Source organism: uncultured Roseobacter sp. (assembly GCF_947501835.1).
Lineage (GTDB): Bacteria > Pseudomonadota > Alphaproteobacteria > Rhodobacterales > Rhodobacteraceae > Roseobacter.
Genome location: NZ_CANMXR010000010.1, coordinates 29,599 through 55,512, shown reverse-complemented (window position 1 = coordinate 55,512; position 25,914 = coordinate 29,599). Strand labels below are relative to the sequence as shown.

Genomic DNA, 25,914 nt, shown 5'->3' with positions numbered 1-25,914 from the left:
CTCGCCGATTTCTATTTTTTGGCGGGCTTTTTATGGGGTGGGCCACGGCGCAGGACCTCTTCGACCTCATTGGCATAAGCGCTTCTCTCCGCATCGCTCATCTGCGAGATCACCTCCAGCCAAGCGGATTGCGCGGACTTCTGGACGCGGATCGCCGCATCAGCCTGACCGCTCATGGCAACAGACAATTTCTCCGCATCAAAGGGCATAGAACGCAAGGCGGTCAGAACTTCGGAATAGAGCGCGCGGCGGGCGGCACGATCAGGCACCCCACCCTCGCGATCCGCCCGCACCGCGCGGATCACATCGCGCCGCTCCGCCTTGGGCAGCGCGATCATATAGGGCAACCCATAGGCGCCAAACCCGGCAGAGCGCACACCGCGCATGCCGTCCCCGCCATGCCGAAACGCCGTGCCCGCGACCAATCCTGCCACCGCAAGATTGAGCGCCAGCGACACGCCCAGAAGCACTTTGTAGCGGCGGGCCAGCCTGGGTTTGGGATCCATCTCGTCAGCCATCTTCTATTCCCCGTTCAAATCCCAGCCAAAACTGGTCAGTTCCGCCGTTGTCGTCGTGATATCCGCGGTCTCGTACCCCAGGAGTAACACCCCCGCGTCCGGCAAAGCTGCCGGAGGGTTCAGCCCAATCCAGACGCCAGCGCAGGTGGCGGCAACCAGCCCGCCCATGCCCTGCCAGCCCCCCAAAAGATCCGTCCATCGCATCCAGAGGCCAGGCTTTTCCCGCACCACACCCCTCTGCGCGGGCTGCAATGCTGCCGCATCCGCCAACACCCGTGCCATCAAACCGTCGGGGACATCCGGCACAGGATCGCGCGCCGCCTTCAACAGCGCATCAACCTCGACAGTTTCCTTGTTGTCATGCTGTTTCATCATCATACCCCAATTCTGCGCGCCGCCCGACCAACAGGGCCGCCAGCGCACGTTTGCCCCGTGCGGTCAGGCTTTCGACGGCACGCGGTGATATTTCCATCACGTCGGCAATCTCCGGATTTGGCAACCCTTCGATATGCCGCAAGACAACCGCCTGTCGTTGGCGATCCGGCAATTGATCCAATGCCTGCTGCAACGCATCGCCGCGGGCGCGGTCCTGCAGCCGTTGTGCGGCACTTGGCGCCGGGTCTTCGGGCTCGGCAATCTCATCGAGGCCCACCCCGCGCCTTTTCCGCAGGCGATCCGTGCAAAGATTTGCGGTCACCCGGTAAAGCCATGTGGTGACCTGCGCCTCTCCCTGTCGCCAATCCGGCGCGATGCGCCACAGACGCACCATCGCGTCCTGAGCCACATCCTCCGCCTCGGATGCATCACCCAACATGTGTCGGGCCTGCCGGAATACCCGCGGCAAAAGGCGCGCCGTCAACGCCTGCGCCGCATGGCGGTCGCCATTGGCGTAGAGCACCAGAAGCGCGTCGTCGGGCAGCGTCGTGAGGGCGTCTGACGGCATTTCCATCCTGAGCATCGATAGGGTGCCACGGCGCGCCAATCAAGGCGCGCCGTGGCGGGAAGGCGGGAACAGGGTTATTTCGACCCTTTGCGGCCATCGCGATGCTCTCTCATCTTGGCCACGGCGGCATCGAATTCCGCCCGTGTTATGGCCCCATCCCCATCCGCATCCGCACGGTTGAACCGACGATCTGCGCGCCCGGGCTTCTCAAGTTCTTCGGCGGAGAGCTTGCCATCAGCATTCGCATCGAGGCGCTCCAACATCTGGCTGGCGCTGGTTTTGGCCCGTTCCGAAGCCGCAGCCTCCAATTCCTCAAGGCTCAGGAAACCGTCGCTATCTGTATCAGCGCTCGCAATCCGCGCAGCGCCGCGTGCCTGCATTTCCTCCAGCGTGATCTGGCCATCGCCGTTGGTGTCCAGTGTCTCAAAGTCGATCGGCGCACCATGCCGGTCCCCTCTGGCAAAGGCAGCACCCCCTGCAAGAGCAATGGCGGTCGCCGCGATCAGCCCGATAAACACAGTATTCTTCATCATTCTACTCCTCAAAAGTATGTCCATCCTAGAGGCCCTGTTTTCGGGCCGGACATCTCTTCAACGCGGCACCCGCACAGTTCCGTCGCAAATAATTTTGTGCAATATTTCGCGACATCCCGCCGCAGCGACACCACCACACCTTTTAATTGCCGTATGAAAGGCGCAAGTAGGCACCCAGACAAAGGATGCGCTCCATGACCGATGCGACCCACGACAGCGGATTGACCCATGCCCCGGCAACAAGTGTGGATGACGTGCAAGAGCGCGACACCAAGCGTTCCATGCTGCGGGGCTGGCGGCGGAAATGTCCGCATTGCGGCAATGGTCCACTGCTGAAATCCTATCTGAAAGTGAATGACACCTGTTCGGTCTGCCGCGAAGAGCTGTTCCACCACCGCGCCGATGATGGCCCGGCCTATCTGACGATTCTATTTGTCGGTCACCTGATGGCGCCGCTTCTGCACGTCGCTTTTGTCACCTGGCGACCTGAGCCACTGACCTTATTCACGATTTTTGCGGTTGGCTGCGTCGGATTGTCCCTCTACCTTTTACCACGACTGAAAGGGGCCATCGTGGGCTATCAGTGGGCGCGCCGTATGGGTGGGTTTGGCCAGACGGCCTGAGCCATAGTTGCGCGGCCCGTATGAACAAAGGGGCTGCGGCATGACAGACAAGAGCGCCATTCGCAATGCAGCAACGGTGATTGTCCTGCGCGACCGGCACAGCGATCCGCGCATTTTGATGGGTCAGCGCGGTGCCAACGCCGCTTTCATGCCCAACAAGTTCGTTTTTCCCGGCGGCGCCGTTGATGCCGCCGACGCAGATGTTCCCCTGGCTGCCGCCCTCAGCGAGCCCTGCATCACCCGCCTTGCAGAGGATGCAGAACCCGGGCTGGCCCATGCGCTTGGCGTTGCAGCCATTCGAGAACTCTGGGAGGAAACCGGCCTGATATTCGGCACACGCGGGCAGTGGAACACGGAAGTTCCGGCGGATTGGCAAGGCTTCGCGGCAACAGGGCATGTGCCCGTCGCCTCCGGCTTGCAGTTCGTGTTCCGGGCGCTGACGCCGCCCGGCCGTCCCAGACGCTTTGACGCCCGCTTTTTCCTGGCGGATGCCGATGATCTGGCGGGAGATCCCGATGATTTTTCCGCCGCCTCCGATGAGTTGTCCCACCTGCAATGGGTCGCGCTGCGCGAGGCGCGGTCTTTTGACATGCCTTTCATCACCGAAGTGGTTCTGGCAGAAATCGAAGCGCGGGTTGGCGACCGGACTCCACCCAAAAGCGTGCCGTTCTTCAAGAATAATGACGAAGAAAGCCTGTTTTTGCGTCTGCGCGGGCATCCAATACCATCGTGACCGGATGTTTTTTGCCCCGCCCGACCGCGTTCACGTCCGTGGCAGACACCCGCCCGTCAGATCAGCAGAACCAGTGCCAGAATTGAGATGCACAGGACCAAAACGCCCGCCAACTCGCGCAGGCTGGGCTTTTCGCGAAAAAACAGCACAGAGGCGATCAGGCTGAGGACCAACTCCACCTGCCCCACGGCTTTGACATAGGCTGCCGTCTGCAAAGTGAAGGCAAGAAACCACCCGTATGAACCGCCCATCGACAGCATGCCAATCCAGCCCGCCACACGGCGTGCGCGCCACACGGCCCCAATCTGCGCCCGGTCGCGCCAGATCAGCCAGAGCCCCATGCCCATGAACTGCGATGCGGTCACCGCGGCAAGTGTCACGCCCGCGCGCAGCAATGGATCCTCCACCGCGATCTGCAGCGACGCCCCCCGGTAGCACACCGCCGACACCGCAAAGAGGACGCCGGACGCAAGGCCCAGACCCACGCCGGGGTTCCACATCTCTTGCCAGCCCCACCCTTTTACGTCGGGGGGTGTCGACAGCAGCAGAACACCGATGAGACCCAAGGCGATGGCCCCGAATGCGGGGATGCTGACGCCCTCTCCCAACAGGACAAGGCCGATAACGACGGACAGGATCACTTCTGTTTTCATCAGCGTGACGCCAACGATGAAATTGCGCGATTTGAACAAGGTGACCACGCAGATGGTCGCGATGACCTGTGCCAAACCGCCGCTCAGACCATAGGCCCAGAAGGTGGTGCTCAAGGTGGGCAGATGCTGCCCTGTCTCGCGGATGTAGAGGGCGACCAGAAGCGCGATCAGAGGCGCGGAATAGAAAAACCGCGCGAATGTGGCCCCCGCGGGCGAGAGCGTCGCCGTGGCCAGGACCTTTTGCAGCATAAAGCGCAGGGTTTGAAATGTCGCGGCGGCAAAGGTGACGACAACCCAGAAATCGAAAACAGGAAAATTCATGGGCCCCTCTTGCCGCAAATGGCCGTCAGTCACCAGAGGTCGCGGTCAGATGTAGGGGCAGCATCGTCAAAGATGCTCACTTGTCCGGAGACAGGATGCGCGGCATCCAGACCGGAAGGACAGTCCTGGTGACCCGGGCTACCCCGCCCCTGTGCAAAACGGCCTAGAGCGGCGCGCCGACGCTGCGGCCTGCCCCTTCCGGGCGCGGCTGATCCGCCTGGGCTTCGACAAAGCGGCGCAAAGCGGCATCAATTTCAGGGCTCGCATCCGCGGGTCGCCGGGTTTCAAGGCTGACATGTAACAGGAAATGCTCGCCCGTGGCCAGCAATCGATCCCCTTCGAACATCTCATGCCAGAGGTGCATCTTTTTGCCGCCACCGCCCAGCACGCGGGTCCGCACTTCGATAATCGCACCCGCATGAACCTCATCGATGTGCCGAATGTGGGTTTCTGCGGTGAAATAGCTGCCGCCCGAGGCGACGTATGCGGCGTCACAGCCGATCAGCTCCATGAAACGGTCCGTGGCATCGCCGAAGGCTTGCAGGTATTTTGCCTCATTCATATGGCCGTTGTAATCGGTCCAGTCGAGCGGCACGGCCCGGCGGATCGTCAACACCGGGGCCGCCGGATCAGCCACATCCGCAGCCCGTTGACCAAGCTCCGAGCCCGTCCGTAGACGCGCTTCCTGCCCTGCCAGCAAGGCACCCGCGCCCCAATTCTGCACCTTGAGCGCGCGCATCATCGCCACCAGATTATTGTCGCGGATACGTTCCAGATCGCGGATGGTTTGATGCCCGGATTGCGCATCCGACTGCCCCGCGATCAGGTCCACCAATTCCTCGGTGAACTCCGGCACATCCATCAGTTTGGTCCAGGGCCATTTCAACGCCGGACCAAATTGCGCCATGAAATGTTTCATCCCGGCCTCGCCGCCCGCCACGCGGTAGGTTTCAAACAGCCCCATCTGCGCCCAGCGGATGCCAAAACCATAGCGGATCGCGTCGTCGATTTCCTCAGTTGTAGCGATGCCGTCCTTGACCAGCCAGAGCGCCTCGCGCCACACCGCTTCGAGAAACCGATCCGCTACATGCGCGTCGATTTCCTTTTTCAGGTGCAGCGGGTGCATGCCAATGTCGGTCAGCGCCTGTTTCGCCGCCGCAACAAGCCCTTGGTTATTTTCATTGGTCGTGACCACCTCGACCAGCGGCAGCAGGTAAACCGGGTTGAAGGGGTGACAGACCATGATCTGACCCGCGCGCAAGGCACCTTGTTGCAATTCGGACGGTTTGAAGCCCGAAGTGGAGGATCCGATCACCGCATCCGACGCGCAAGCCTGCTGAATCGCGACAAAGGTTTCGTGTTTGATCTCCAACCGCTCGGGCACGCTCTCCTGTATCCAGGCCGCACCTTCCACCGCCTCTGCGATGCTGGTATGAAAAGTCAAAACGCCTTCCGCAGGCAAAGCCACATCCAGAAGCCCGGGCAAGGACCGGCGCGCGTTGCCCAGCACGGCGCTTATTTTGCGCTGCGCCTCCGGGTCCGGGTCAAAGATCCGGACATTCCAGCCATTCAACAAAAACCGCGCGGCCCAACCGCCACCGATCACGCCACCGCCAATGATTGCCGCTGTCTTCATCCCTCAATCCCTTACAAATCGGTGACGTCGTAGCCGTTGAACGCCATGATCTCGCGGGCCGCAGTCAGGCGGTCCGCCCGCAGATCCGGTGTCCGGTTGATGATCCATCCCATCTCCCCCGATGGCGTGCCAATCACGGCCGTCTGTGCATCCTCGTCCATCCACATCACCCAAAGTGCCCGCGCGGGGATGTCCAGATCAGAGCTCTGCAATTGCAGCGCACCCCGTGGATCGACCGCAACAGGCGCCTCATAAGCTGCGCCCCCACCGCCGCAAAACACAGCGAAACGCGCCGGTGTTGTCGCTGTATCCGCTTGCCAGCGTTGATCCGCACACCCGGGCAGAAAGACCGTAGGATAGGCTTCGATGACATGCCACGTGCCCGCGAACGCCTGCGGCGAGAACCGCGTTGTGGCCGATATCTGCACCTCGGGGTCGCGAAATCCGGGATCAGCTGTGGGCGCGCAGGCCGCGAGCCACAAACCCACAGCGCATAAGGCCCAAAGGCAGAGGCTGCGACGCGCATGAACATGCCATGCCCGAGAAAGACCAATTGCCCGCATCATGGTGTCGGCGCGCATTTGACCAGCCCCAGCTTCTCGCGCACAGCGGCGGGGCCCATTACCCGCGCGCCCATCGTCTCGATGAGGGTGCCCGCGCGTTCCACCAACTGCCAGTTTTCCGCCAGCACGCCTTTGTCCAACCACAGATTATCCTCCAAACCGACCCTGACATGCCCGCCGGCCAGCACCGCCGCCGCCACATAGGACATCTGATTGCGCCCAAGCGAAAAGGCGGAAAAGGTCCAGTCAGGCGGCACGTTATTGACCATCGCCATGAAGGTGTTGAGGTCATTCGGCGCGCCCCACGGCACCCCCATGCAAAGCTGCACCAGCGCCGGGGCCTCCAATACCCCGTCCGCCACGAGCTGTTTGGCGTACCAGAGATGGCCGGTGTCGAAAGCCTCGATTTCAGGTTTCACGCCCAGGTCGGTCATCATCCGGCCCATCGCGGTCAACATGCCCGGCGTATTGGTCATGACGTAATCGGCTTCGGCAAAATTCATCGTGCCGCAATCCAGCGTGCAAATCTCCGGCAGACACTCCGCCACATGCGCCACCCGTGCGCTGGCCCCGATCATGTCCGTGCCTTCGGCAACAAGCGGCAGCGGGTTTTCCGTGTCGCCAAAAATCATATCACCGCCCATGCCTGCGGTGAGGTTCAGCACCACATCGACATCCGCATCGCGAATACGATCCGTGACCTCCCGGTAGTATTCAAGCTTGCGGCTGGGCGCACCGGTTTCTGGATCACGCACATGGCAATGCACAATCGCGGCCCCGGCCTTGGCCGCCGCAATAGCGCTATCAGCGATTTCTTTCGGCGACCGAGGCACATGTGGGCTGCGATCCTGCGTGCCGCCGGATCCTGTTACCGCGCAGGTGATGAAAACCTCGTTGGACATGGTTAGCGGCATGATCGGTCTCTCCCTTGTGATTGGCGCCACGATGCCGCAAAAGAAACCACAAGACTTGCCGTAATGCGAAGTATAGTTGATGAAATCCGCAGAAAAATTGCACACGATCGTTCTGGTTCTAAATGAGGCGAATACGCTGTCCTTCGCAGCTGCCGTCGATCCCCTGCGCGCGGCCAACCGGCAAGCGGGCCGGGACCTCTTCGACTGGCAATTCGCCACCCCGGAAAATCGCGATGTCTCGTTGACCAGCGGCCTGATCATTCCAGCCGCACCGCTGCATGATGTCACAACCTGCGATGTGCTGATTGTCGTCGCGGGCTTCAATCTGCATGCCCAATCGACACCCAGGCTACGGTCAAGTCTGCGGCGGCTTGCGGCGTGCGCGGCGCGGGTGGCCGGGATCGATGGCGGACCCTGGATCATGGCGCAGGCCGGGGTGCTGGACGGTCACCGGGCCACCACCCATTGGGAAGATCTTGACACCTTTGCGCAACGCTTTACCGCCGTCACATGTGTCGATGCGCGCTTCGTCGACAGCGGCTCCCGGCTGACCAGTGGCGGGGCGGCCCCGGCGCTTGAAATGATGCTGCACCTGATCGCACAACATAACGGGGCGGCCTTGGCCGAACGTGTTGCCAGCAGTTTCATCTACGATGCAGCACCAACACCTGCCCGACCGCAAGGCCGTCAGCGACCGCGCGTGCACAACGCCCCCCTCACCGCACGAGCGCAGGATATGATGCAGGCCAACCTCGAAGATCCGATCCCGATCAAGGTCATCGCGCGCCGTCTCGGCGTCAGCCTGCGGGCGTTGCAGTTGCAGTTTCAGGCGAGCCTGCGCACCACGCCGCAGGCCTATTACCTGGGGCTCCGGCTCGGCGAAGCCGACAGGTTGGTCACCCAAACCGCCCTGCCCCTGCAGGATGTGGCGCTGATCACCGGTTTCGCTTCGCAATCAAGCTTTGCAAGAGCATATCGGCAGCGTTTTGGTGTGTCTGCCCGTCAGCGCCGGTCAGACCTTGCCACGATCAATAGGGCATCGGATGCTGACGGTGGGCGGCGTCAATATCGGTGATGACCGCATCATCCAACTCAAGGTCAATCGCGCCAAGGCAGACTTCCAACTGCTCCATGGTCGTCGACCCAAAGATAATGGACCCCATGAAGGGGCGCGTCTTGCACCACGCCAGCGCCATCTGGGTCGGATCGAGGCCATGCTTCCGGGCGATCTCCAGATAGGCGTCCACAGCCGTAAACGCGCGGTCGGTCTTGCGCCCGCCCAAATCAGCGCTGAGAGACATGCGCGATTTGGCAGGCACAGCCCCGTTTTGATATTTGCCGGTCAGAAGCCCCGCAGCCAAAGGCGAAAACGCAAGCAATGGCACCTCTTCGTGCAGGCTCATTTCCGCCAGATCGGTATCATAAAGCCGACAGAGCAGCGAATACTCATTCTGGATCGAGGCAACACGCGGCCCGCCTACCCGGTCTGCGACTTCCAGCCATTTGGTGGTTCCCCACGCACTTTCGTTGCTCAGACCGAAGGCGCGGATGGTGCCGCGCTTGACCTCATCCTGCAGCGCGCCCAAGGCATCTTCCATGTGGTTTTGGGTATCGAGCATCAACTGCCCGGAGGGATCGTAAGCCCAGTTCTTGCGAAACATGTAGCTGCCACGATTTGGCCAGTGAAACTGATAAAGATCGATGTAATCGGTCTTGAGGCGCCGCAACGATCCCTCGACGGTCTCCGCGATGGTGTCGGAGGAAATCGGCGCGCCGTCACGCACCGCTGCCATACCTTCCCCGGAGTGTTTGGTGGCCAGCACCACATCGCCCCGGCGCATGTCGCGTTCAAACCAAAGGCCTATGATCCGCTCGGTGCGACCGATAGTTTCTGCGCTGACCGGGTTCACGGGATACATTTCCGCCGTATCGATAAAATTGATCCCCGCATCAAGCGCGCGGTCAATCTGGTCATGCGCCTCTTCTGCGGTGTTCTGTGTGCCCCATGTCATCGAGCCCAGACAGAACTCCGATACGTCGATATTTGTGCGCCCGAGCCGGTTCATATTCATTGCGAAATTTCCCTTGTCTTTCGGGATGCACAGTAGCTTTCCCGATCATCTCCGCAAGCCACTTTAAGGCGCAAAGAGATGGTGTGAGCAAACAGGGGCATAGCACCCAGATGGCATTTTATGGCTTTGCGCCCTTTCATGTTCACCCAACGCGCCGCTTGAGCCGCTGCTCTAAAAACAGGCATCGCCCGGCAATGATGCGCTCGCCGGAAATCAAAGCTGCGTGACGTGATTGGCAAGCCAGCTCAAGACCCTATCTAAAGAGGGACCCAAAGAAAGCGCCCCACCATGCCCCTGCCGATCTCACGCCGCATGCTTCTTGCCGCCGGACTGGCCAGCTGGGCCACAAAGGGGCTGGCCGCCGCCCGACCCTATGATCTGGTTGCGGAGCGGTCGCGCGTGTCCTTCATCTTCAGCTTCAACGGCGCGGCGCAAACCGGCACGGTGCCTGTGCGCACCGCAGATATTCGCGTGGATCCGGACAATCTGGCGGCCTCCAGCGCCGACGTCACCACGGATATTCGACAGGCCAAGGCTGGCCTTCTGTTTGTCAAACAGGCCTTGCTCAGCCCCTCGGTTCTGGATGCCGAAAACCACCCCATCGTGCGCTATACCACAACCCGGATCATCCTGGGCGCGCGGGGCCGTATTTCCGAAGGTGCCCAGGTCGACGGCGCCCTCACCCTGCGCGGTGTGACGCGCGCCTTGCGTCTGAACGCGGAGCTCACCCGCCCGGCGGGCACCGCCGCGAATGATCTGTCAGTGTTGAACATCCGGCTCACAGGCGCGTTGAGCCGTTCGGATTTTGGTGCCGCCGGTTTTCCGAAACTCGCAGCCGACCGGGTTGATCTCGACATCCTCGCAGAAATTCGCGCGCGCCGCTGAAAACGACGCACTTTGTCGAATAACCGATAGGTCCGGTGTTTCAATAGTCTATGGCTGGGCGGATCATGCGCCTGCTCATTTCCTTCGCCGCCCTGTTTTTGTCCGTAATGCTGTTGCAGCTCTCTTCCGGCGGCGTCGGCCCCCTCGACGTTCTGTCCGGACTGAAACTGGATTTCACCAAACAAGAGATCGGCCTGTTGGGTTCGGCGCATTTCCTGGGGTTTTTCATTGGCTGCTGGTGGGCACCGCGGCTGATGGGCAGCGTTGGACATTCGCGCGCTTTCGCCGCCTTCACCGCCGCTGGCGCCATTGGCCTGATGAGCCATATGCTGGTGGTCGACCCCTACGCCTGGGCGCTGATGCGGGTCGCTTCGGGCATGTGTGTCGCGGGCTGCTATACCGTCATCGAGGCCTGGCTTCAGGCCAAGGTCACAAACGCATCGCGCGGGCGCACCATGGGGGTTTACCGGATTGTCGACATGACCGGTTCAATGGCGGCACAGATGATGATCAGCTTTCTGGAGCCTGCGCATTTCATCTCTTACAACCTACTCGCCATCATCTGCTGCGCAGCACTCTTTCCACTGACGTTGACAACCGTGCGACAACCCGAAACGCCCGCCTCGCCCCGCCTGCGCCCCAGCCTCGCCCGCGACCGGTCCCCCCTCGCGGCGGCTGCCGTGCTCGTGGCGGCCTTGTCCAGCGCGTCTTTTCGGATGGTCGGACCGGTCTACGGCACCGAGGTTGGATTGACCAATGAGCAAATTGCCTACTTCCTCACGGCATTTGTCTTTGGCGGTGCGCTGGCGCAATACCCGGTGGGCTGGATCGCGGATAAATACGACCGCCGGTGGGTGCTGATCTGGCTTTCGATTGCAGCCATTGCCAGTTCGGCGTTGACGATCTTTGCGGCGGGGCTCGGCACCCTTGGCATCATGCTCACCGCCGGGCTTTTTGGTCTGACCACCTTTCCGATCTATTCCGTTGCCGCCGCACATGCCCATGATTTTGCCAGCGACGACGAACGTGTCGAGCTTTCCGCCGCGTTGATGTTCTACTTTGCCCTTGGGGCCATCGCCGCCCCTTATGCGGCTTCGCTCCTGATCGACAGCTTCGGCCCGAAAGCGCTCTTTGTGATGATGGCGGTGGGCCATATGCTGCTGGTGATCTTTGGCCTGAGCCGCATGCGCATCCGCCCGTCCCCGGTCGATCGAACCCGCTATACCTATGCGCCACGGACGTCATTTATCATCGGACGGCTCACCGGGCGCAGTCGCTCGCGCGGTGACAAGTGACCAGAACGCGATCCTCCCGAGAATTCACCGTGGCCCTTGCAGCAAAGCTGCGGTAGATGAAGGCCAAATACCTGGAATACGAGAGGCACAGCCATGGCGCGCCACCTGATTACGTCGGCCATTCCCTATATCAACGGGATCAAACACCTTGGCAATCTGATTGGCAGCCAGCTGCCAGCGGACCTGTTTGCGCGCTACATGCGCGCGCGCGGTCATGAGGTCTTGTTTCTCTGTGCGACGGATGAACATGGCACCCCTGCGGAATTGGCCGCGGCCAAGGCGGGTAAACCGGTCGCGGAATACTGCGCCGAGATGCATGCGGTTCAGGCGGAAATTGCACGTGGATTCAGGTTGTCATTTGATCACTTTGGCCGGTCTTCAAGCCCGCAAAACCACGCGCTGACCCAGCATTTTGCGGGGCGTCTGGACGATGCCGGTCTGATCAATGAGATCAGCGAGAAACAGGTTTATTCCCACGCTGACGGGCGATTTTTGCCGGATCGCTACATCGAAGGCACCTGCCCGAATTGCGGCTATGACAAAGCCCGGGGGGATCAGTGCGAAAACTGCACAAAGCAGCTGGACCCGACCGATCTGATTGACCCGCGCTCTGCTGTCTCCGGATCGACCGATCTGGAAGTGCGCGAAACCAAGCACCTTTATCTGCGTCAGTCGGCGCTCAAGGACCAGTTGGATGCCTGGATCGATTCCAAATCGGATTGGCCGGTGCTCACCACCTCGATTGCCAAGAAATGGTTACATGATGGCGATGGCCTGCGCGATCGCGGCATCACGCGTGATCTCGATTGGGGTATTCCGGTCCGCAAAGGCACCAAAGACTGGCCAGGGATGGAAGGTAAGGTTTTCTACGTCTGGTTCGATGCACCCATCGAATACATCGCTTGCGCTGGGGAATGGGCCGCGGCGAACGGGCTGAGCGACGCGGATTGGCAAAGGTGGTGGCGTACCGATATGGGCGCATCTGACGTACGCTACACCCAATTCATGGGCAAAGATAATGTGCCGTTCCATACCCTCAGCTTCCCCGCCACCCTCATCGGCTCCGGCGAGCCGTGGAAGATGGTCGATCATCTGAAATCCTTCAACTATCTCAACTATGACGGCGGACAGTTCTCTACCTCACAAGGGCGTGGGATTTTCATGGATCAGGCGCTTGAGTTGCTGCCAGCAGACTATTGGCGCTGGTGGCTGCTCAGCCACGCGCCTGAAAGCAGCGACGCTGAATTCACATGGGAGAATTTCCAATCCTCCGTGAACAAGGATCTTGCGGATGTCCTTGGCAATTTCATCAGCCGCATCACTAAGTTCTGCCGCTCGAAGTTTGGTGAGGCGGTGCCGGGCGGTGGTGCATATGGACCGGAGGAAACTGCAGTCATCGCTGATGTTGCCGAACGATGCGCGCGCTATGGGGCGTTGATGGAGGCCATGGAGGTCAGAAAATCAGCACAAGAACTGCGCGCCATCTGGGTCAGCGGCAACGAGTATCTGCAAAGCGTCGCACCCTGGACGACGTTCAAGAGCGACCCAGACAAGGCCGCGATGCAAACCCGTCTCGGACTGAATTTAGCGCATCTCTACGCTGTCCTTTCAGCGCCATTTCTGCCGGATGCAAGTGCGGCGATCCTGAAGAGCCTGCAGGTGGATGAAGCGGTTTGGCCTGAAGACATGAACGAATTTTTGTCCCAGCTGAAACCCGATCAAGCCTTTGTCGTGCCGGAGGTACTCTTCGCAAAGGTAACCGATGAGGACCGCGAATCTTGGCAAGCGCGCTTCTCCGGCGTGCGACAAAGCTAGCGCATCTTGGCCGAGGAGCACGGAGCAACGACCGGATGCGGCTATATCCGAACCTATTTAGCCGCGCTCAGAACTCTTCCCAACCCGCATCCAGGTCGACGTCCTCGTCAATGTCGAGCGCCAAATTGCCGTTTGTAGCAACTGGCCCCGCCACTGTCGGTTTATCAGACCTCGGTGTAACTTCTGGAGACGTTTTCGATCTTGCAACGGTCTCCAAATCCAAAGTGAAGCGTGCAACTGCCGATGCGAGCGCATCAGCTTCAGCTGTCAAGGCATGGCTTGCGGCTGTAGTCTCTTCAAACATGGCCGCGTTTTGTTGGGTCACATGATCCAACTCGTTCACGGCAGTATTGATTTCATTCAGGCCTGCGGACTGCTCTCGCGCTGAGGCCGCAATGGTCGAGACGCGTTTTGATATCTCCGAAACGGAGGTCACAATCGATGCAAGCGCGGTTCCGGTTTTATCCACCAGATCAACACCTTGCCCGACTTGTTCGCCAGAACTCGAAATCAAAGCGTTGATCTCGCGTGCCGCGTCTGAGGACCGTTGCGCCAGCGCCCGAACCTCCGTGGCCACCACCGCAAAACCACGGCCAGCCTCGCCAGCCCGCGCGGCTTCGACACCCGCATTCAATGCCAGAAGGTTGGTCTGGAAGGCGATATCGTCAATCACTGTGGTGATTTTTGAGATTTCCTCCGACGACGTCTTGATCCCATCCATCGCTTGCACAGCTTTTCGGGCAATCTCCCCCCCCTTTTCAGCATTGGCCTGCGCATCTGCAGACATCGACGAGGCCTCATCCGCACCCTCGGCGGCTGAGCGCACGGAACTCGTCAATTCATCCAGCGCCGCGGCAGTTTCCTCAAGCGTCGCGGCCTGTTTTTCTGTGCGTCGGGACAGATCATCCGCCGCTGTCGTAATTTCACCGGTTTCGTTCCGAATTGACTCCGAGTTATGCATCACCGCACCAACCGCTTCCTTCAAGGAACGCACAGCCTCATTGAAATCGTTGCGCAGCTTCTCGTACTCAGCAGGAAATACTGTGGTTATGTCGCGTGTCAGATCGCCTTCGGCAAGGGCCTTCAATCCCACGCCCAATGCTTCAACCACGTCTTTTTGTTTTTCCACTGTCTCCGCGCGTTCCTGCTCGACCTGAATGAGCGCTCGCGCCGCCTCGGTGACATCTGTGCCCAGGAAAATCGCCCGATCAATTGTGCCGTCCGGCGCCGGAACCGATGTAAAGTTACCCTCCAGAATCAATGTTTTTTCAGAGGCCGTATCCAAAACCTCAAATCTTCCAAAAACCGGCTCGCCTTTAAGAACGCGGGTTTGCAGATCCGAGGCTGGTTCCGTGCCATCTGCCATGCCCTGGAATAGGTCGGCAAAACTCCTGGACAGAATTTCCTGCTCGTCGGCATTCAGTGCCTCAAGCAAATTGGAGTTGGTGCCGATCACCTGCCCGCGTTTGTCGAATTCTACACGAATTTGGCTATCATCGATGGATTTAAGGACCGCTGCGTTTCGGGCCGCTTCACTTTGATCTGCCCATTCGATGACTGCACCGATCATATCACCTGCCTCACTTAAGGCCGCATTGATATTGATCTCAATGAGAGCACTTCCGATCTTAACGGAATGCGATACCGGCAATGCATCGATCCCCTTTTCCCGAATGTCTTTCGTTTGCGCGCTTAACTCCCGAAAATTGGTCAAATCAGCGCCTAAAAACGCCCCGCCTGAAACCTCGGACCACATTTCAGCCAAGTCTTCCGACAGACCGTTCAGCGTGGTATCGCAGGCCGGGTTCATGAATATCACCGACAGTTTTTCATCGACCATCATCATAGGCGCGGTCGAGCCTACAAACGCGGCACTTTTGAAGGCGCTCTCGCGCTCAGCACTCTTTGCAATGGCCAGTGCTTCGCGAAAAGTATCCAGCCGCCGCGCCATTTGCCCAACTTCATCACCCCGTTTTGTATAGGGAATTTCGGTCTTATAGTCCTGTTTGGCAACGCCACTCATCGCCTGGGTCAACCGGACCAAAGGCCGCGACATCTGGCTGCGCAAAAAGAAACCAGCCAGCATCACAGCCACGACCATAACGCCGAGGCCCGCCGTCAGCGCCTTATTTTGCAAGACGCTCAAACGTTCCAGCTGGCTTGCCGAACTCCAACTTGTCACTACGATCCCGGAGATCGCACCCTCATCCCCGAAAACAGAGGGTTGGGCACTCATGAGACCGTTCTCAGACAGGATCGGCTGCCCCTGCTCCAGCGCCATTTGCGCCAGTTGCTGTGCTGCGTCTAAATCAAAGCTTTCGCTCCCGGTGCTGTAGACGGTCACACCATTGGCATTCATCACGAAGGCCCCAATCGCATCCGGTTTTGCGGCATCGATAACGCCGACCACGACGTCTTCAATTGCTTTTGCATTTCCGAACTTGATGGCGCCGCCCATCTGCATCGCCAGCAACCCCGTCACCTCTGACGCGCGCGCGCTCAGTGCTTCGTAAGACAGTTCAGACTTCATCTGTCTGTTCACCATCGCGACGGCTGCCACCACGGCCACAATGCAAATGACCACCATGAGGGAGCACTTCACAAATAGGCTGTTGAGTGGATTGGAATCGTTTCCCGTGCGTTTCAAAAGCGACATTGAGCAGGCCCATCATGAAGTGACTGAATTGGCGCACCCGCCCCAACAGTGCGAACAGGTGATTTTCAACTGCTCTAATTACGGGTGACTCCTTTCGGAGCGCTTAACAGGCACCCTCAAAGGCACGCTCTCTAGGTCAATCAGCACAGGAAAATTTGGGGAAAATCCCATCAGTCTTTTATTGAAAATCGAAATGATCGTTCATGAGGGTCAGTCGCAACAATTTAAGGGGGCGCATGCGGGCTGTGCAGATGACGTTTTGAGGATCTCCGCCAGCCCGCCATATCTCCCTATCGGCTCGGAAGTCAGCGACATGGGGCTGGGGCCAGACAGTCTCTCGATATATCACACAATTGTCCGCGCCGATACGACCGAACGACCCATGGGCTTTGACCCTGTAGTTGGATTGAGGTCGGATTGACCGGCCTTGACCAAATGACATCGCTTGGAGCTGTCGATGAACCACTCCCTTACCGAAAAGCCCTGTTCGACACTGCAACATGGGTTGACCCTCGCACGTCTCTTCCTGCGCGTTGCGCTGATTTGCGTCGCCTCACTGGGCGCCAGCATAGCACACCCGCAAGAGACCTGGCGCGCAGGGCTGGGAGGCTTTGTCGATGGGTTGGTGACGACCGGTCTTGATCAGGATGCCGTTGCCGGTGCGGTGGTGGTTATCGTCTCAAGCGAAGAGGTGCTTCTGTCGCGCGGCTACAGGCTGTCCGATGCAAGAACCGGGCGTCTCATGACCCCTGAGCAGGACGTTATCCCGCTGGCATCTATCACAAAAGTCTTTACGGCCCTGGCTATTCTTCAGCTTGTGGATACAGGGCGTATCGCCCTTGACGATCCTATCACACGATACCTTCCGGGGTTGGAGTTGAACCAGCGTTTTGGTGACATCACCATCGTCCATCTGCTGAGCCATACTGCCGGATTGGAAGAGCGCTATTCCGGCTATTTCGCCGCGCACTCCGAGCGTGATGCCCTGTCGCGTATCGCGCAAATCTCGGCGATCCTTCCACGGCAAAACCGACCGCCCGAGGAGGCGATAGCCTATTCCAATGCCAGTTATGTTTTGCTGGGAGAGATCGTGGCCCAGGTCTCGGGCCAATCCTTCGAAGACTATGTCGCCACGTCCATTTTGCGCCCGGTGGGAATTGACGCCTCCCATTTCATGCATGAGCCGTCTGGCCCCAAGACGCCCAGCCCTTTCCATATCTGGGACGCCGGGCGCTACATGGCCATCGATCCTTCGCCTTTTCCAGCAATCCACGCCCCCTCCGGCGGACTTGCTCTGACCGCCGAGGACATGGGCCGCATCATGCAAATGTTGCTCAAGCAGGGCGCGGTTGACGACGCAACGGCTCTTTCCCCTAACGCCATAGCGGATTTGCAACGGCCAGTTTGGCCGAACCGGGCAGCGTTTGCGGGGCGTACCCTTGGATATTGGACCGATACCTGGGCCGGACATACCGTCTATTATCACGGTGGCACGCATTTCGGGTTTCACACCAACATGGTGCTGATCCCTACACTGGATCTGGCATTTTTTATCGCGGCGAATGGCCCCAGTGGCAGCGCGTTGATGGGCCTGCCACGCCGGGCTTTGCGCGAGGTAATTGCGCCTCAAGCAAGACCGCCGTCGGCGCGGGTGACGTGTGGCACAGATTGCCTGCGTGCTTACACGGGACGTTTTATCACCACCCGACGAAACGAGACCGGTCTGGACCGATTGCGGGTTCGCAATGCCCATAAAATCGAAATCCGACCCACTGATGAGGGGATGCTTCTCGTCTCCGGGCTTGGGTATTCCCGACTGTTCCAGGCAACGGGCGAGGATCAATTTGAGACACCAGAAGGCGATATGCGCCTCGGTTTTCGCCGTGACACCGCGGGCCGCGTGATGGGTGCACATATCAATGGCGGTATTTTCAGTTTCGACCGGTTGGCGTTCTGGCAGAGCGCAATCTCATTGCACTCGGGCATGGCGGCGGCGCTGACCGGCTCTCTTCTATGCCTCGCGGGCGCTGTTGCCGCGTGGCGGTCAAAGCGCCGCGCGATGGGTATGTCGCTTTGGCTGGGTCTCGTGTGGCTTGGGTGTGTCATCGGCAGCGTGGCAATCTTGAACTCGGTCCTGAATGGGCGAGATCTACCATCTCAGGCCACGGCAGGGATGGGCCTCTGGACCCTGACAGGCCTCTACGCGGTTGCCACAATAACATCGATCTGGGCCGGAACCTGGCTCGCCAGGCCGATGGGGGCCTCGAGTTGGGTCCGGAGCGACCGTCTTCTCGTTCTGGTCGCGCTTCCGTTATTTGCTTGGGCGTTGCTCACAGCCTGGATGTGGAACCTGCCAACCGCGACCTTGACATGGTGAGTGCCTCGATCAATTCGGCAGGGATCGGCACAGAAAACCATCAATACTGCGCTTCAACTGCATAGGGTTGTCAGTGTGCAACATATGCCCGCCAGGCAGTTTCACCAGCCTCGCCCCGCGGATACGCTCCGCCATGAGGGCGGTACCGTGATGGGTGGCGGTGTTTTGCTTTCCAACGATCAAGAGCGTGGGGACGTCAATCTGAGACAGGCGTGGCCGCCCGTCATAACAGGCAGCAGCTTCCAGGGCGGCGGCGATGCGAACGCGGTCCATGCGCGCCATCTGTCGCCGCAGTTCAGCGCGGGTTTCGCGACTTTGACCAAGGCCGGACAGCCACGCCAGCCATGGGATCGGGATCGACTGGAACAGCCCCGAGGCGACGCTTGCCGAAACCCGCCCGGAAAGGCGATCCCGCACGGTCGGAACGGTTTCGATCAAGACGAGCGCCATGACCCGATCCTGCAACCGCGCGGCCAGTTCCAGCGCGACCATACCGCCAAGCGAATGCCCGATTAAGACGGCGTCCTGCGGCACGAGATGGGACAGCGCGTCGGCATAGGTTTCAACGCGTGGCGGCTTGACCAATTTCGCGCGCCCATGCCCAGGCAGATCCGGTGTGACCGCGCGCGCAACTCCCGCTGTGATGGGCCCCCAAGTGTCGCCCGCCAGTCCCGCGCCATGCAACCAAACCGTATCCAATCGCGCCAGCGCCGACACCGGAGCACCTGCCGGATCTTGAGTGTCACAAACGCCCGAGCTAGTGGATGACATGATGGAAAAGCCCCTTGTAGGTTTCGGTTCAGGGGCCAGCACCCCTAGTTCAAAAGATCGCATTCATCAGCCGAAATGTCGTCCGAATGACCGAGGTAAATGTCCGATCCGAACGGCGCGGACACAAATGCGCCAGGCGATTGTTGAGATGGGGCTGGCGTCGCGATAGGCATTGACGCGAGTTCTCCACGGCGGTGCGGTTTGGACCAGTCAATGATCTTTGACCCCGATCAGCTTTTGTTTGCGACGGTCACGGCCACTTTTGCCGTTGCTGTCCTTGCATGCATGATAAGCTGGTCGCAGAGATGGAGCGCGCCTTCTCGAACGACGCTGGCGTTGTTTTTCGCGGCTTTTGCGCTCAGCGAGCTCGACACCTTGGCGGTGGCGCTGACCTATGAAATGCCACAGGTCATCCGGGACGGGATCGAGCTCAAAAGCTTCATCGCCAATTTCTGCATAATGCCACTGTTTCTGTTTTATGTGCGAGAGCTGAGCGATTTGCGCGGACACCCTGGCAACGGCAAAGCACTTGCTTTGCATTTCGCCTTGCCCGGTGTGGTTCTTATTTTTTCTCTTGTAACCATGGCCTTGCCTGCGACGACGCGCGACATCTGGTATTCCGACACCATGACCGATCTCTCTCTGCCCGGTCTGCTGTTTTTGCACTATGGCTTCACCCTCCTGACGGTCGCGCTTGTACTGCAGTGGGCGGTTTATGTCATCTGGGTCGCCCGAACCCAGGCACGCCATATCGCGCGTCTAAAGCAGCACTTTGCCAGCACGGAAGGAATAGAATTGCGCTGGGTCGCGGTTCTTGCTTTTGCGATGGGCTCCTACATCCTGCAAACCATGGCCGGAGAGACCCTGATCTTATTGGGCAAGCGGGATCCCGTCGGTCCGCTGTTTGACAGCTTTCTGGTTCTGATCGTCGTTGCGGCGGTGGCCCTCTGGGGGCTGCGCCCGTCCCCTGAACTGGATTACGCCACGAAAGCTTTGGATGAGGCGGCGGAACACCACGAGACAAAATACAAAAGAAGCGCCCTTGGTATCGATCAATCGCACCGGATCGCCCAAAAGCTGTTGCGCGCGATGCAGGAGGATCACCTCTATCGAGACCCAAATCTGACACTCAGCGCGTTGTCGGCGCACGTGGGGGTGTCGCTGAACCATGTCTCTCAGACCCTCAATCAAAACCTGGGCCAATCGTTCTTTGAATTTGTGAACAGCTGGCGGGTCAAGGAAGCCATCCCGCTTGTTGAAGCGGGAGAGACAACCGTCCTGGCCATTGCCTATGAGGTCGGCTTTAACTCACGCTCGTCATTCTATTCGGCGTTCAAGCGCGTGACGGATATGACGCCAACCGCCTATAAGAAAGCGAAATCAAAACCGCCTCTATTTGATGCAGAAAGATTGATTTCCAGCGACCAGAAATGACAGGTACAACCAAAGAAATCGCCATCCGACCTGACGCAGAAGCCAACTGGCCAAACGTGCGCGCCATCCACGACGCGGCCCGGCGGGACGAGTTGTCGCTTAGTGCCCGGATGGCGGCGTTCCGGATCACCGAGCAGTGCGAACGAAAGTTAACCAGAAACGCATCGCTTGCGACCAGCAGTCTATTTCTGAGACAAAGCGGCGCGTATTTGCAAAAAGCAGGCCTGGATCCCAGCGGGTCCACATCACAGGAAACATCTCATGCCTCAATCAATGATCACAAATATCGTCGCAAGGGTCGGTCTCTTTGTTCTTCTGTTCTGGCCGTTTCCAGGCGCAGCGGTCGCCGACACGATGTTGGACCGCGAACAGTTCACCGGTGACATCGGTGAAAGACAGTCGAGCTTCCTCGCGCTCGATCTTACCTCCGGTGCACGGTGCGTTCTTGCAGGAAGCGACCTTGAGACCCGCCATGCGCCCTGGTCCACCTTCAAGATCCCCAATACCTTGATCGCACTGGAAACCGGTGTCGCGGAAAGCATCGAATCCTGGCGCGACTGGGACCCGAAGCTGCGTCCCGCGGCGCATTATTGGCCGGACGCCTGGCGACAGGGTCAAACGCTGCAATCCGCGTTTCAGCGGTCGGCGGTATGGTATTTCCAAGATATTGCTGTTGAGGTCGGAGCGCCGCGCTATCGCGATTTGCTGTCGGATTGGGGGTACGGCAACGCTGATGTGCCGACTGGCTCGGACACGTTCTGGCTTGGCGGGCCGCTGGCCCTTTCCGTCACCGAACATGTTCATTTTTTGGAGCGTCTCCTGACCGGCGCCCTTGGCGTCGACGACGTCCATCTTGAGGCCTTGACCCGGGTGGCAGCGGCGGGAAACCTCGGCGCGTTCAAGCTTTATGGAAAAACGGGGTCCGGTCCCGTGCAGGCCGGTCAGTTTTCGGGCTCGTTTGAGGGATGGTACGCCGGATGGCTTGGCCAGTATGGCAAGGTTGCCGTTGTCTTCGCGCATCATGCGCAGGGTGCGCATTTCTCGTCCATTCGATCTTTCCGACAGGATTTCGCTGAAGTTCTCCTTAAGGCTTGTGGCTACAGGTAGACCTCGGCTGTTCCGGTCCTGCTGATTGAAAGCCCATCTATTCCGGCGCGCATGGGAAACCGATTTGGTATCTTAAGGCCTCACTTTTGATTGCCTGTTGCACATCGATGATGATCTGAAAACTCAATACCCATTCACGTCGCGGCATCCATCAATTTGACCCGATGCGAGCCTCGGTTGCCCCGCAGCCTCTGTTTGGAACCTTGTTGCTCAGAACCCGGGCCGACTATTCACAAGAGTGGTCCGCGTAACGGCGCGGCTTTCGCGTTCCCACCCTTCGTGCATGTTGCATGTATTTTTGCTCGGCGAGCGCAGATGGCGCGCGTCACAGCTAAAACGCACAATCTCAAGGTAATTCGGTTCCCAGGGTCTTGCGCATCATCTTGGCGCGCCACAGCACTAACGGTGTTTCAGCCAGCTGGGTTGCTTTGGTGCCAGGAGCCGTTTCTGGCCGTTTTTTCGCTTTCAGTTGAAAAACGATTTCCCGATCAGTTTGGTAGCCAACGAGATGGACTAGGTCAGCGCGCCACACATCATAAGGATCCGATTTATGCACATGGGGGCTTCACCTCCTTGCAAAAATCATACAAGAACGACCCAGATGCAACGCATCGGAAATCAAACATTTTTGAGTACCCAGCTGGCAGCAAGGCGCTCACTCTTTTCTTGGGGGTGGCCAAATGGGGCGCATATCTACAACTACGACATCGGGAATTCTGGTCGGAGACCAGCGCAAGGATCAGGTGCTGCTGTTGCAGGATCTGGACGGGGATGGCATTGCAAGCGGGCCCGGTGAGACAACCGTCTTTTTCGACGGCAGCAACGCCAGCGGTCTGGCGACACCGACGAATAACGTCTTCACCGTACATCAGGCAGACGACAAATCAGTCTACATCGGTGACGGGACCAGTGACGCCGTCTACCGGCTGACCGACAACAACCGCGACGGTGACGCGCAGGATGAAGGCGAAGCTGCGGTATGGTTTTCCGCTGAGAACGCAGGCGGGTTCTCGACCATCACGCCCAATGGCATCGCCGAAGGCGCTGATGGCGCGATTTACGTGGCCAACGCGGGCACGTCCTCGACCCCGCAGGATGCGATTTACCGCACTGTTGACCTGAATGGCGACGGCGACGCAAATGACGCAGGCGAAGCGACAGTCTGGCTCGATGTGCAGACGATCATCGACACAGCGGTGCCTTTTGATCTCAGCTTTGACGGGAATGTGGCCTATCTGAATGACCTCACCGGCGCGGCCACGGATGTGATCTACCGGATTGAGGATCTCGACGGTGACGGCACCATCCAGACGGATGAGGTGACCAATTTCATCTCGGATGACATGAACTTCGGCGCGCCGGTGGACATCTCCTCCGCCGTCTCTTTGGACGGTTCGCTCTACACCCTGACTTGGTTCCCGGACAATGACGACGTTCTGAAGATCTACCGCCTGAAGGACCTTGATGGCTCCGGCCAGATCGACACTGTGTCCGAAGCGGTGGAGGTCTGGAACGCCAATGCCATGCCAGAGGGTATCCCCGCAGAGATCGGCTTTTCTCTGGCCACCGATGACGCGGGCGGGCTGGTCCTGACGGCCAACAGCTTTGGCGGCGACGGCAATGTGGTCAAATTGACAAATCTCAACGGTGACGGAGATTTCTTTGATGCCGGCGAGACGGTCATTTTCGGCTCGGATCAATACGACGATCAACTGATCCGCCCCCGTTCGGTGGAAACCTACGAAGGCGAGGGACAGATCGTGGCCAGCACCGTTGGCGCGGGCAACCATTTCTCTGTCTTTCTGCGGGACGGCGTCCTCTACAGCGCTGGCGAGAATGTCGTAAGCCAACTCGGCAACGGCAGCATCGGGTTCGACGTCAAAGCCCCGCTTGCGGTGGAACTGCCCGAAGGGTTTGAGGGCACGATCAAATCTGTTGCTGCTGGCATGTTGCACACAACCTTCCTGACCGATGACGGGGATGTCTATGCCTTTGGCTTCAACAACCGCGGGCCGCTCGGCCTGGGCGACGAAGACAGCCGCCAAGCTGCGACCAAGATCGACGCATTGGACGATGTGGAGATCATCGGCATCGAGAACGGCAACGGGGTGTCTTATGCAGTGGCCGCCGATGGTACGCTTTATGCCTGGGGCAGCAATACCAACGGCCAGCTCGGCACGGGCGATCAGGACGAACGGCTGGTGCCGACGGCTGTAACGGCGCTCGCGGATGAAACAGTGCTGGTGGCCACATCCGGCACCTCCCATACGCTGGCGCTGACCGACGATGGCAAGGTCTATGCCTTCGGCAGCAACACCGACAATCAGGTGAACGACAGCGAGGATCGCCGCGTCATTGATCCGGTGCGGGTCGAAGGCCTGCCTGAGGACATCGTGGCGGTGACGGCGGACGGCAAAACCTCCTTTGCCGTGACATCGGACGGGCGTGTCTTCGGCTGGGGCCAAAGCGACGAGGGTCAGCTGCTGCAAGGCACCGACAACGGCGATGGTACCTTCACGGCCGATCCGGCAGATGTCGCCACCCCGGTAGAGCTGACCGGCTTGCCCGAGGGGGTGATCGACGTCAAAGGCGGCGCCCGCTGGGCCGTGGCCTTGACCCAGGACGGCGATGTCTATGCCTGGGGACCAAATGACGAGGGACCCACCGGCGGGCTTGACGGCGATCCGGCAACCGAAAGCGATGTCAGCTTCCTGCCCACCAAGATCGCCGAGTTGGACGACATCAACATCGTTGAAATCCAGACCGGGCCAAATTCGATCATCGCGGTCAGCGATACCGGTGCGATCTTCACCTGGGGCTCCAACTCGGACGGGCGTCTGGGGTATGCCTCAGACGGGTCGGTTTACGCCCCGCAAGAGGTGGATTTCGACGCGGACCCGGCTCCTTTCCTGAAAAGCGCCGTACCTTCGGACAACGGGCGTGATGTGGAAAACGGCGCGGTACTCACCCTCACGTTTACCGAAGAGGTCATGCCGGGCGACGGCTTGATCACGCTGGTCAATCGCGACGCCGGTGAACGGGCGGAAATCGACGTCACGGACATGCGTCTTGTCACCTTCGACGGTGACACGGTGACCATCACGCCCCCTTCTCATCTCAACGTGGATACGCGCTACGCGGTGGAAATCGAGGATGGCGCCTTTGTCGATGCGGAAGGCAAGGCGTTTGAAGGGATCCAGGAGGGCGACAGCTCAACCTTCAACTTCACAACGTCCGAGGACGCGACACCATCCGAGGATGGCTATCGCGGCGGCACCCGCGACGACCTGCTGCGCGGTGGCGCCGATGACGACCAGATGGACGGGCGCAGAGGGGATGACCTGATCTCCGGCGGTGACGGCAATGACAACATCAAAGGCGGGTCCGGCGATGACACTCTGCGCGGCGATGCGGGCATGGATAGCCTCTTTGGCGGCTTGGGGAATGATACGCTTGTTGGTGGCGCGGATAATGACCAGCTCTTTGGCGGGCAGTCAGACGATGTGCTTGCGGGAGGCGAAGGCGACGATCGATTGAGTGGCGGTATGGGCAACGATCTGCTGGAGGGCGGTGCCGGGAATGACCTTATGAAAGGCGGGTCCGGGCTCGATACATTCGTTTTCAATGGTGGAATGGATGTGATCCAGGATTTCGACGTCGGATTTGTCGGGCATATTTTGGTCCGCCCCTCCGATCAGATTATCATTGATATCGATGGTACTGAGAGCTTTGAGGATCTGCTCGGTGTCGCCAGCCAGTCAGATCAATCCCTGATTTTCGCGTTCAGCGACGACAACAGCCTGGCGTTGCATGGCATACAACTGGCGGAGATTGAGGCCGACATGTTTAGCTTCGTCTAAGACCACCGGTGGGAGCCGTGCGCGGCTCCCGCCCCATATCGTTGTTGCGTACAAAGACCCTTGCCTTTTCTGATTATTTTTGTCAGATAATAACTGCCCAGCCCTCCCACCTCATTGGACCAGCCCGGTGATCACTTTGTGAGCACCCGTGCGGGGTGTTCGATTGTCGGCATCGCACGCATATGATTGGCCGATGCGATTGCCG

At 59.4% G+C, this 25,914-nt stretch carries 22 protein-coding genes; 10 read left to right on the top strand and 12 right to left on the bottom strand.

The window, feature by feature from the left end; translation table 11 throughout:
• Positions 1 to 11: 11 nt before the first annotated feature.
• The 4 genes from Q1A20_RS19360 to Q1A20_RS19345 all read right to left on the bottom strand — a co-directional run bounded on the left by Q1A20_RS19360 (position 12) and on the right by Q1A20_RS19345 (position 1,991).
• A complete protein-coding gene (locus Q1A20_RS19360; protein ID WP_299408806.1) occupies positions 12 to 518 on the bottom strand; it encodes a periplasmic heavy metal sensor in 507 nt (168 codons plus the stop codon).
• Between the two features lie 3 nt (positions 519 to 521).
• Positions 522 to 896 (bottom strand): hypothetical protein, encoded by a 375-nt coding sequence (locus Q1A20_RS19355; RefSeq protein WP_299918235.1) that lies wholly within the window; start codon positions 894 to 896, stop codon positions 522 to 524.
• Positions 877 to 1,467 (bottom strand): RNA polymerase sigma factor, encoded by a 591-nt coding sequence (locus Q1A20_RS19350; protein WP_299408802.1) that lies wholly within the window; start codon positions 1,465 to 1,467, stop codon positions 877 to 879. The genes Q1A20_RS19355 and Q1A20_RS19350 overlap by 20 nt, the downstream gene beginning before the upstream one ends.
• 68 nt (positions 1,468 to 1,535) lie before the next feature.
• On the bottom strand, positions 1,536 to 1,991 hold the full coding sequence (locus tag Q1A20_RS19345; RefSeq protein ID WP_299408800.1) for a calcium-binding protein: 456 nt from the start codon (positions 1,989 to 1,991) through the stop codon (positions 1,536 to 1,538).
• Between the two features lie 284 nt (positions 1,992 to 2,275).
• On the opposite strand from Q1A20_RS19345, the gene Q1A20_RS19340 reads away from it, so the two are divergent.
• On the top strand, positions 2,276 to 2,617 hold the full coding sequence (locus tag Q1A20_RS19340) for a DUF983 domain-containing protein (RefSeq protein ID WP_298971616.1): 342 nt from the start codon (positions 2,276 to 2,278) through the stop codon (positions 2,615 to 2,617).
• Positions 2,618 to 2,657: 40 nt separating this feature from the next.
• Positions 2,658 to 3,350 carry an NUDIX hydrolase gene (locus Q1A20_RS19335; protein ID WP_299408797.1) on the top strand — a complete coding sequence of 231 codons (693 nt, stop codon included), beginning with the start codon at positions 2,658 to 2,660 and terminating at the stop codon, positions 3,348 to 3,350.
• 56 nt (positions 3,351 to 3,406) lie between these two features.
• Here the strand turns inward: Q1A20_RS19335 and Q1A20_RS19330 are convergent, their stop codons facing one another.
• The 4 genes from Q1A20_RS19330 to Q1A20_RS19315 all read right to left on the bottom strand — a co-directional run bounded on the left by Q1A20_RS19330 (position 3,407) and on the right by Q1A20_RS19315 (position 7,437).
• The gene (locus tag Q1A20_RS19330; protein WP_299408794.1) at positions 3,407 to 4,324 is read right to left on the bottom strand and encodes a DMT family transporter; all 918 of its coding nucleotides are present in this window, start codon (positions 4,322 to 4,324) and stop codon (positions 3,407 to 3,409) included.
• A gap of 163 nt (positions 4,325 to 4,487) precedes the next feature.
• The gene (locus Q1A20_RS19325) at positions 4,488 to 5,960 is read right to left on the bottom strand and encodes a carnitine 3-dehydrogenase (protein WP_299918232.1); all 1,473 of its coding nucleotides are present in this window, start codon (positions 5,958 to 5,960) and stop codon (positions 4,488 to 4,490) included.
• An 11-nt stretch (positions 5,961 to 5,971) separates the two neighbouring features.
• Positions 5,972 to 6,541, bottom strand: coding sequence for a lipocalin family protein (locus tag Q1A20_RS19320; protein WP_299918230.1), 570 nt, complete (start codon positions 6,539 to 6,541; stop codon positions 5,972 to 5,974).
• Entirely contained in the window at positions 6,523 to 7,437 is a 915-nt protein-coding gene (locus tag Q1A20_RS19315) for a 3-keto-5-aminohexanoate cleavage protein (protein WP_299918228.1), read from the bottom strand. Before Q1A20_RS19315 ends, Q1A20_RS19320 begins: the two co-directional genes overlap by 19 nt.
• 79 nt (positions 7,438 to 7,516) lie before the next feature.
• Here Q1A20_RS19315 and Q1A20_RS19310 point away from each other — a divergent pair, with 79 nt between their 5' ends.
• On the top strand, positions 7,517 to 8,512 hold the full coding sequence (locus Q1A20_RS19310; RefSeq protein ID WP_299918226.1) for a GlxA family transcriptional regulator: 996 nt from the start codon (positions 7,517 to 7,519) through the stop codon (positions 8,510 to 8,512).
• Here the strand turns inward: Q1A20_RS19310 and Q1A20_RS19305 are convergent.
• Positions 8,466 to 9,509: an aldo/keto reductase gene (locus Q1A20_RS19305; protein ID WP_299918223.1), complete on the bottom strand. Its 1,044-nt coding sequence runs from the start codon at positions 9,507 to 9,509 to the stop codon at positions 8,466 to 8,468. The genes Q1A20_RS19310 and Q1A20_RS19305 overlap by 47 nt on opposite strands.
• A 288-nt stretch (positions 9,510 to 9,797) precedes the next feature.
• Between Q1A20_RS19305 and Q1A20_RS19300 the strand changes: the two genes are divergently transcribed.
• The 3 genes from Q1A20_RS19300 to metG all read left to right on the top strand — a co-directional run bounded on the left by Q1A20_RS19300 (position 9,798) and on the right by metG (position 13,504).
• The gene (locus Q1A20_RS19300; protein WP_299408779.1) at positions 9,798 to 10,394 is read left to right on the top strand and encodes a YceI family protein; all 597 of its coding nucleotides are present in this window, start codon (positions 9,798 to 9,800) and stop codon (positions 10,392 to 10,394) included.
• 65 nt (positions 10,395 to 10,459) lie between these two features.
• The gene (locus Q1A20_RS19295) at positions 10,460 to 11,689 is read left to right on the top strand and encodes an MFS transporter (protein WP_299409062.1); all 1,230 of its coding nucleotides are present in this window, start codon (positions 10,460 to 10,462) and stop codon (positions 11,687 to 11,689) included.
• A gap of 93 nt (positions 11,690 to 11,782) precedes the next feature.
• The gene (metG, locus tag Q1A20_RS19290; RefSeq protein ID WP_299918220.1) at positions 11,783 to 13,504 is read left to right on the top strand and encodes a methionine--tRNA ligase; all 1,722 of its coding nucleotides are present in this window, start codon (positions 11,783 to 11,785) and stop codon (positions 13,502 to 13,504) included.
• Between the two features lie 67 nt (positions 13,505 to 13,571).
• Here the strand turns inward: metG and Q1A20_RS19285 are convergent, their stop codons facing one another.
• Positions 13,572 to 16,091 carry a methyl-accepting chemotaxis protein gene (locus Q1A20_RS19285; RefSeq protein WP_299918217.1) on the bottom strand — a complete coding sequence of 840 codons (2,520 nt, stop codon included), beginning with the start codon at positions 16,089 to 16,091 and terminating at the stop codon, positions 13,572 to 13,574.
• A gap of 526 nt (positions 16,092 to 16,617) precedes the next feature.
• Between Q1A20_RS19285 and Q1A20_RS19280 the strand changes: the two genes are divergently transcribed.
• The gene (locus tag Q1A20_RS19280; protein WP_299918215.1) at positions 16,618 to 18,537 is read left to right on the top strand and encodes a serine hydrolase; all 1,920 of its coding nucleotides are present in this window, start codon (positions 16,618 to 16,620) and stop codon (positions 18,535 to 18,537) included.
• A gap of 9 nt (positions 18,538 to 18,546) precedes the next feature.
• On the opposite strand, the gene Q1A20_RS19275 is transcribed toward Q1A20_RS19280, so the two are convergent.
• Positions 18,547 to 19,308, bottom strand: a complete 762-nt coding sequence (locus tag Q1A20_RS19275; RefSeq protein ID WP_299918212.1) for an alpha/beta hydrolase — start codon at positions 19,306 to 19,308, stop codon at positions 18,547 to 18,549.
• 213 nt (positions 19,309 to 19,521) lie between these two features.
• Between Q1A20_RS19275 and Q1A20_RS19270 the strand changes: the two genes are divergently transcribed.
• Together Q1A20_RS19270 and Q1A20_RS19265 are read left to right on the top strand one after the other, a co-directional pair.
• The gene (locus tag Q1A20_RS19270; protein WP_299918209.1) at positions 19,522 to 20,742 is read left to right on the top strand and encodes an AraC family transcriptional regulator; all 1,221 of its coding nucleotides are present in this window, start codon (positions 19,522 to 19,524) and stop codon (positions 20,740 to 20,742) included.
• A gap of 261 nt (positions 20,743 to 21,003) precedes the next feature.
• Positions 21,004 to 21,849, top strand: a complete 846-nt coding sequence (locus tag Q1A20_RS19265) for a penicillin-binding transpeptidase domain-containing protein (protein WP_299918206.1) — start codon at positions 21,004 to 21,006, stop codon at positions 21,847 to 21,849.
• A gap of 346 nt (positions 21,850 to 22,195) precedes the next feature.
• Here Q1A20_RS19265 and Q1A20_RS19260 read toward each other — a convergent pair whose 3' ends face one another.
• Positions 22,196 to 22,405 (bottom strand): hypothetical protein, encoded by a 210-nt coding sequence (locus tag Q1A20_RS19260; RefSeq protein ID WP_299918203.1) that lies wholly within the window; start codon positions 22,403 to 22,405, stop codon positions 22,196 to 22,198.
• A gap of 124 nt (positions 22,406 to 22,529) precedes the next feature.
• On the opposite strand from Q1A20_RS19260, the gene Q1A20_RS19255 reads away from it, so the two are divergent.
• Entirely contained in the window at positions 22,530 to 25,709 is a 3,180-nt protein-coding gene (locus Q1A20_RS19255; RefSeq protein WP_299918201.1) for an Ig-like domain-containing protein, read from the top strand.
• Positions 25,710 to 25,914: the final 205 nt, after the last annotated feature.

Excerpts from the sequence above, each read along its gene's own strand:
- Q1A20_RS19360 (WP_299408806.1), bottom strand. The coding sequence starts at position 518 with ATGGCTGACGAGATGGATCCCAAACCCAGGCTGGCCCGCCGCTACAAA.
- Q1A20_RS19355 (WP_299918235.1), bottom strand. The coding sequence starts at position 896 with ATGATGATGAAACAGCATGACAACAAGGAAACTGTCGAGGTTGATGCG.
- Q1A20_RS19350 (WP_299408802.1), bottom strand. The coding sequence starts at position 1,467 with ATGGAAATGCCGTCAGACGCCCTCACGACGCTGCCCGACGACGCGCTT.
- Q1A20_RS19345 (WP_299408800.1), bottom strand. The coding sequence starts at position 1,991 with ATGAAGAATACTGTGTTTATCGGGCTGATCGCGGCGACCGCCATTGCT.
- Q1A20_RS19340 (WP_298971616.1), top strand. The coding sequence starts at position 2,276 with ATGCTGCGGGGCTGGCGGCGGAAATGTCCGCATTGCGGCAATGGTCCA.
- Q1A20_RS19335 (WP_299408797.1), top strand. The coding sequence starts at position 2,658 with ATGACAGACAAGAGCGCCATTCGCAATGCAGCAACGGTGATTGTCCTG.
- Q1A20_RS19330 (WP_299408794.1), bottom strand. The coding sequence starts at position 4,324 with ATGAATTTTCCTGTTTTCGATTTCTGGGTTGTCGTCACCTTTGCCGCC.
- Q1A20_RS19325 (WP_299918232.1), bottom strand. The coding sequence starts at position 5,960 with ATGAAGACAGCGGCAATCATTGGCGGTGGCGTGATCGGTGGCGGTTGG.
- Q1A20_RS19320 (WP_299918230.1), bottom strand. The coding sequence starts at position 6,541 with ATGCGCGCCGACACCATGATGCGGGCAATTGGTCTTTCTCGGGCATGG.
- Q1A20_RS19315 (WP_299918228.1), bottom strand. The coding sequence starts at position 7,437 with ATGCCGCTAACCATGTCCAACGAGGTTTTCATCACCTGCGCGGTAACA.
- Q1A20_RS19310 (WP_299918226.1), top strand. The coding sequence starts at position 7,517 with ATGAAATCCGCAGAAAAATTGCACACGATCGTTCTGGTTCTAAATGAG.
- Q1A20_RS19305 (WP_299918223.1), bottom strand. The coding sequence starts at position 9,509 with ATGAATATGAACCGGCTCGGGCGCACAAATATCGACGTATCGGAGTTC.
- Q1A20_RS19300 (WP_299408779.1), top strand. The coding sequence starts at position 9,798 with ATGCCCCTGCCGATCTCACGCCGCATGCTTCTTGCCGCCGGACTGGCC.
- Q1A20_RS19295 (WP_299409062.1), top strand. The coding sequence starts at position 10,460 with ATGCGCCTGCTCATTTCCTTCGCCGCCCTGTTTTTGTCCGTAATGCTG.
- metG (WP_299918220.1), top strand. The coding sequence starts at position 11,783 with ATGGCGCGCCACCTGATTACGTCGGCCATTCCCTATATCAACGGGATC.
- Q1A20_RS19285 (WP_299918217.1), bottom strand. The coding sequence starts at position 16,091 with ATGGTGGTCATTTGCATTGTGGCCGTGGTGGCAGCCGTCGCGATGGTG.
- Q1A20_RS19280 (WP_299918215.1), top strand. The coding sequence starts at position 16,618 with ATGAACCACTCCCTTACCGAAAAGCCCTGTTCGACACTGCAACATGGG.
- Q1A20_RS19275 (WP_299918212.1), bottom strand. The coding sequence starts at position 19,308 with ATGTCATCCACTAGCTCGGGCGTTTGTGACACTCAAGATCCGGCAGGT.
- Q1A20_RS19270 (WP_299918209.1), top strand. The coding sequence starts at position 19,522 with ATGATCTTTGACCCCGATCAGCTTTTGTTTGCGACGGTCACGGCCACT.
- Q1A20_RS19265 (WP_299918206.1), top strand. The coding sequence starts at position 21,004 with ATGCCTCAATCAATGATCACAAATATCGTCGCAAGGGTCGGTCTCTTT.
- Q1A20_RS19255 (WP_299918201.1), top strand. The coding sequence starts at position 22,530 with ATGGGGCGCATATCTACAACTACGACATCGGGAATTCTGGTCGGAGAC.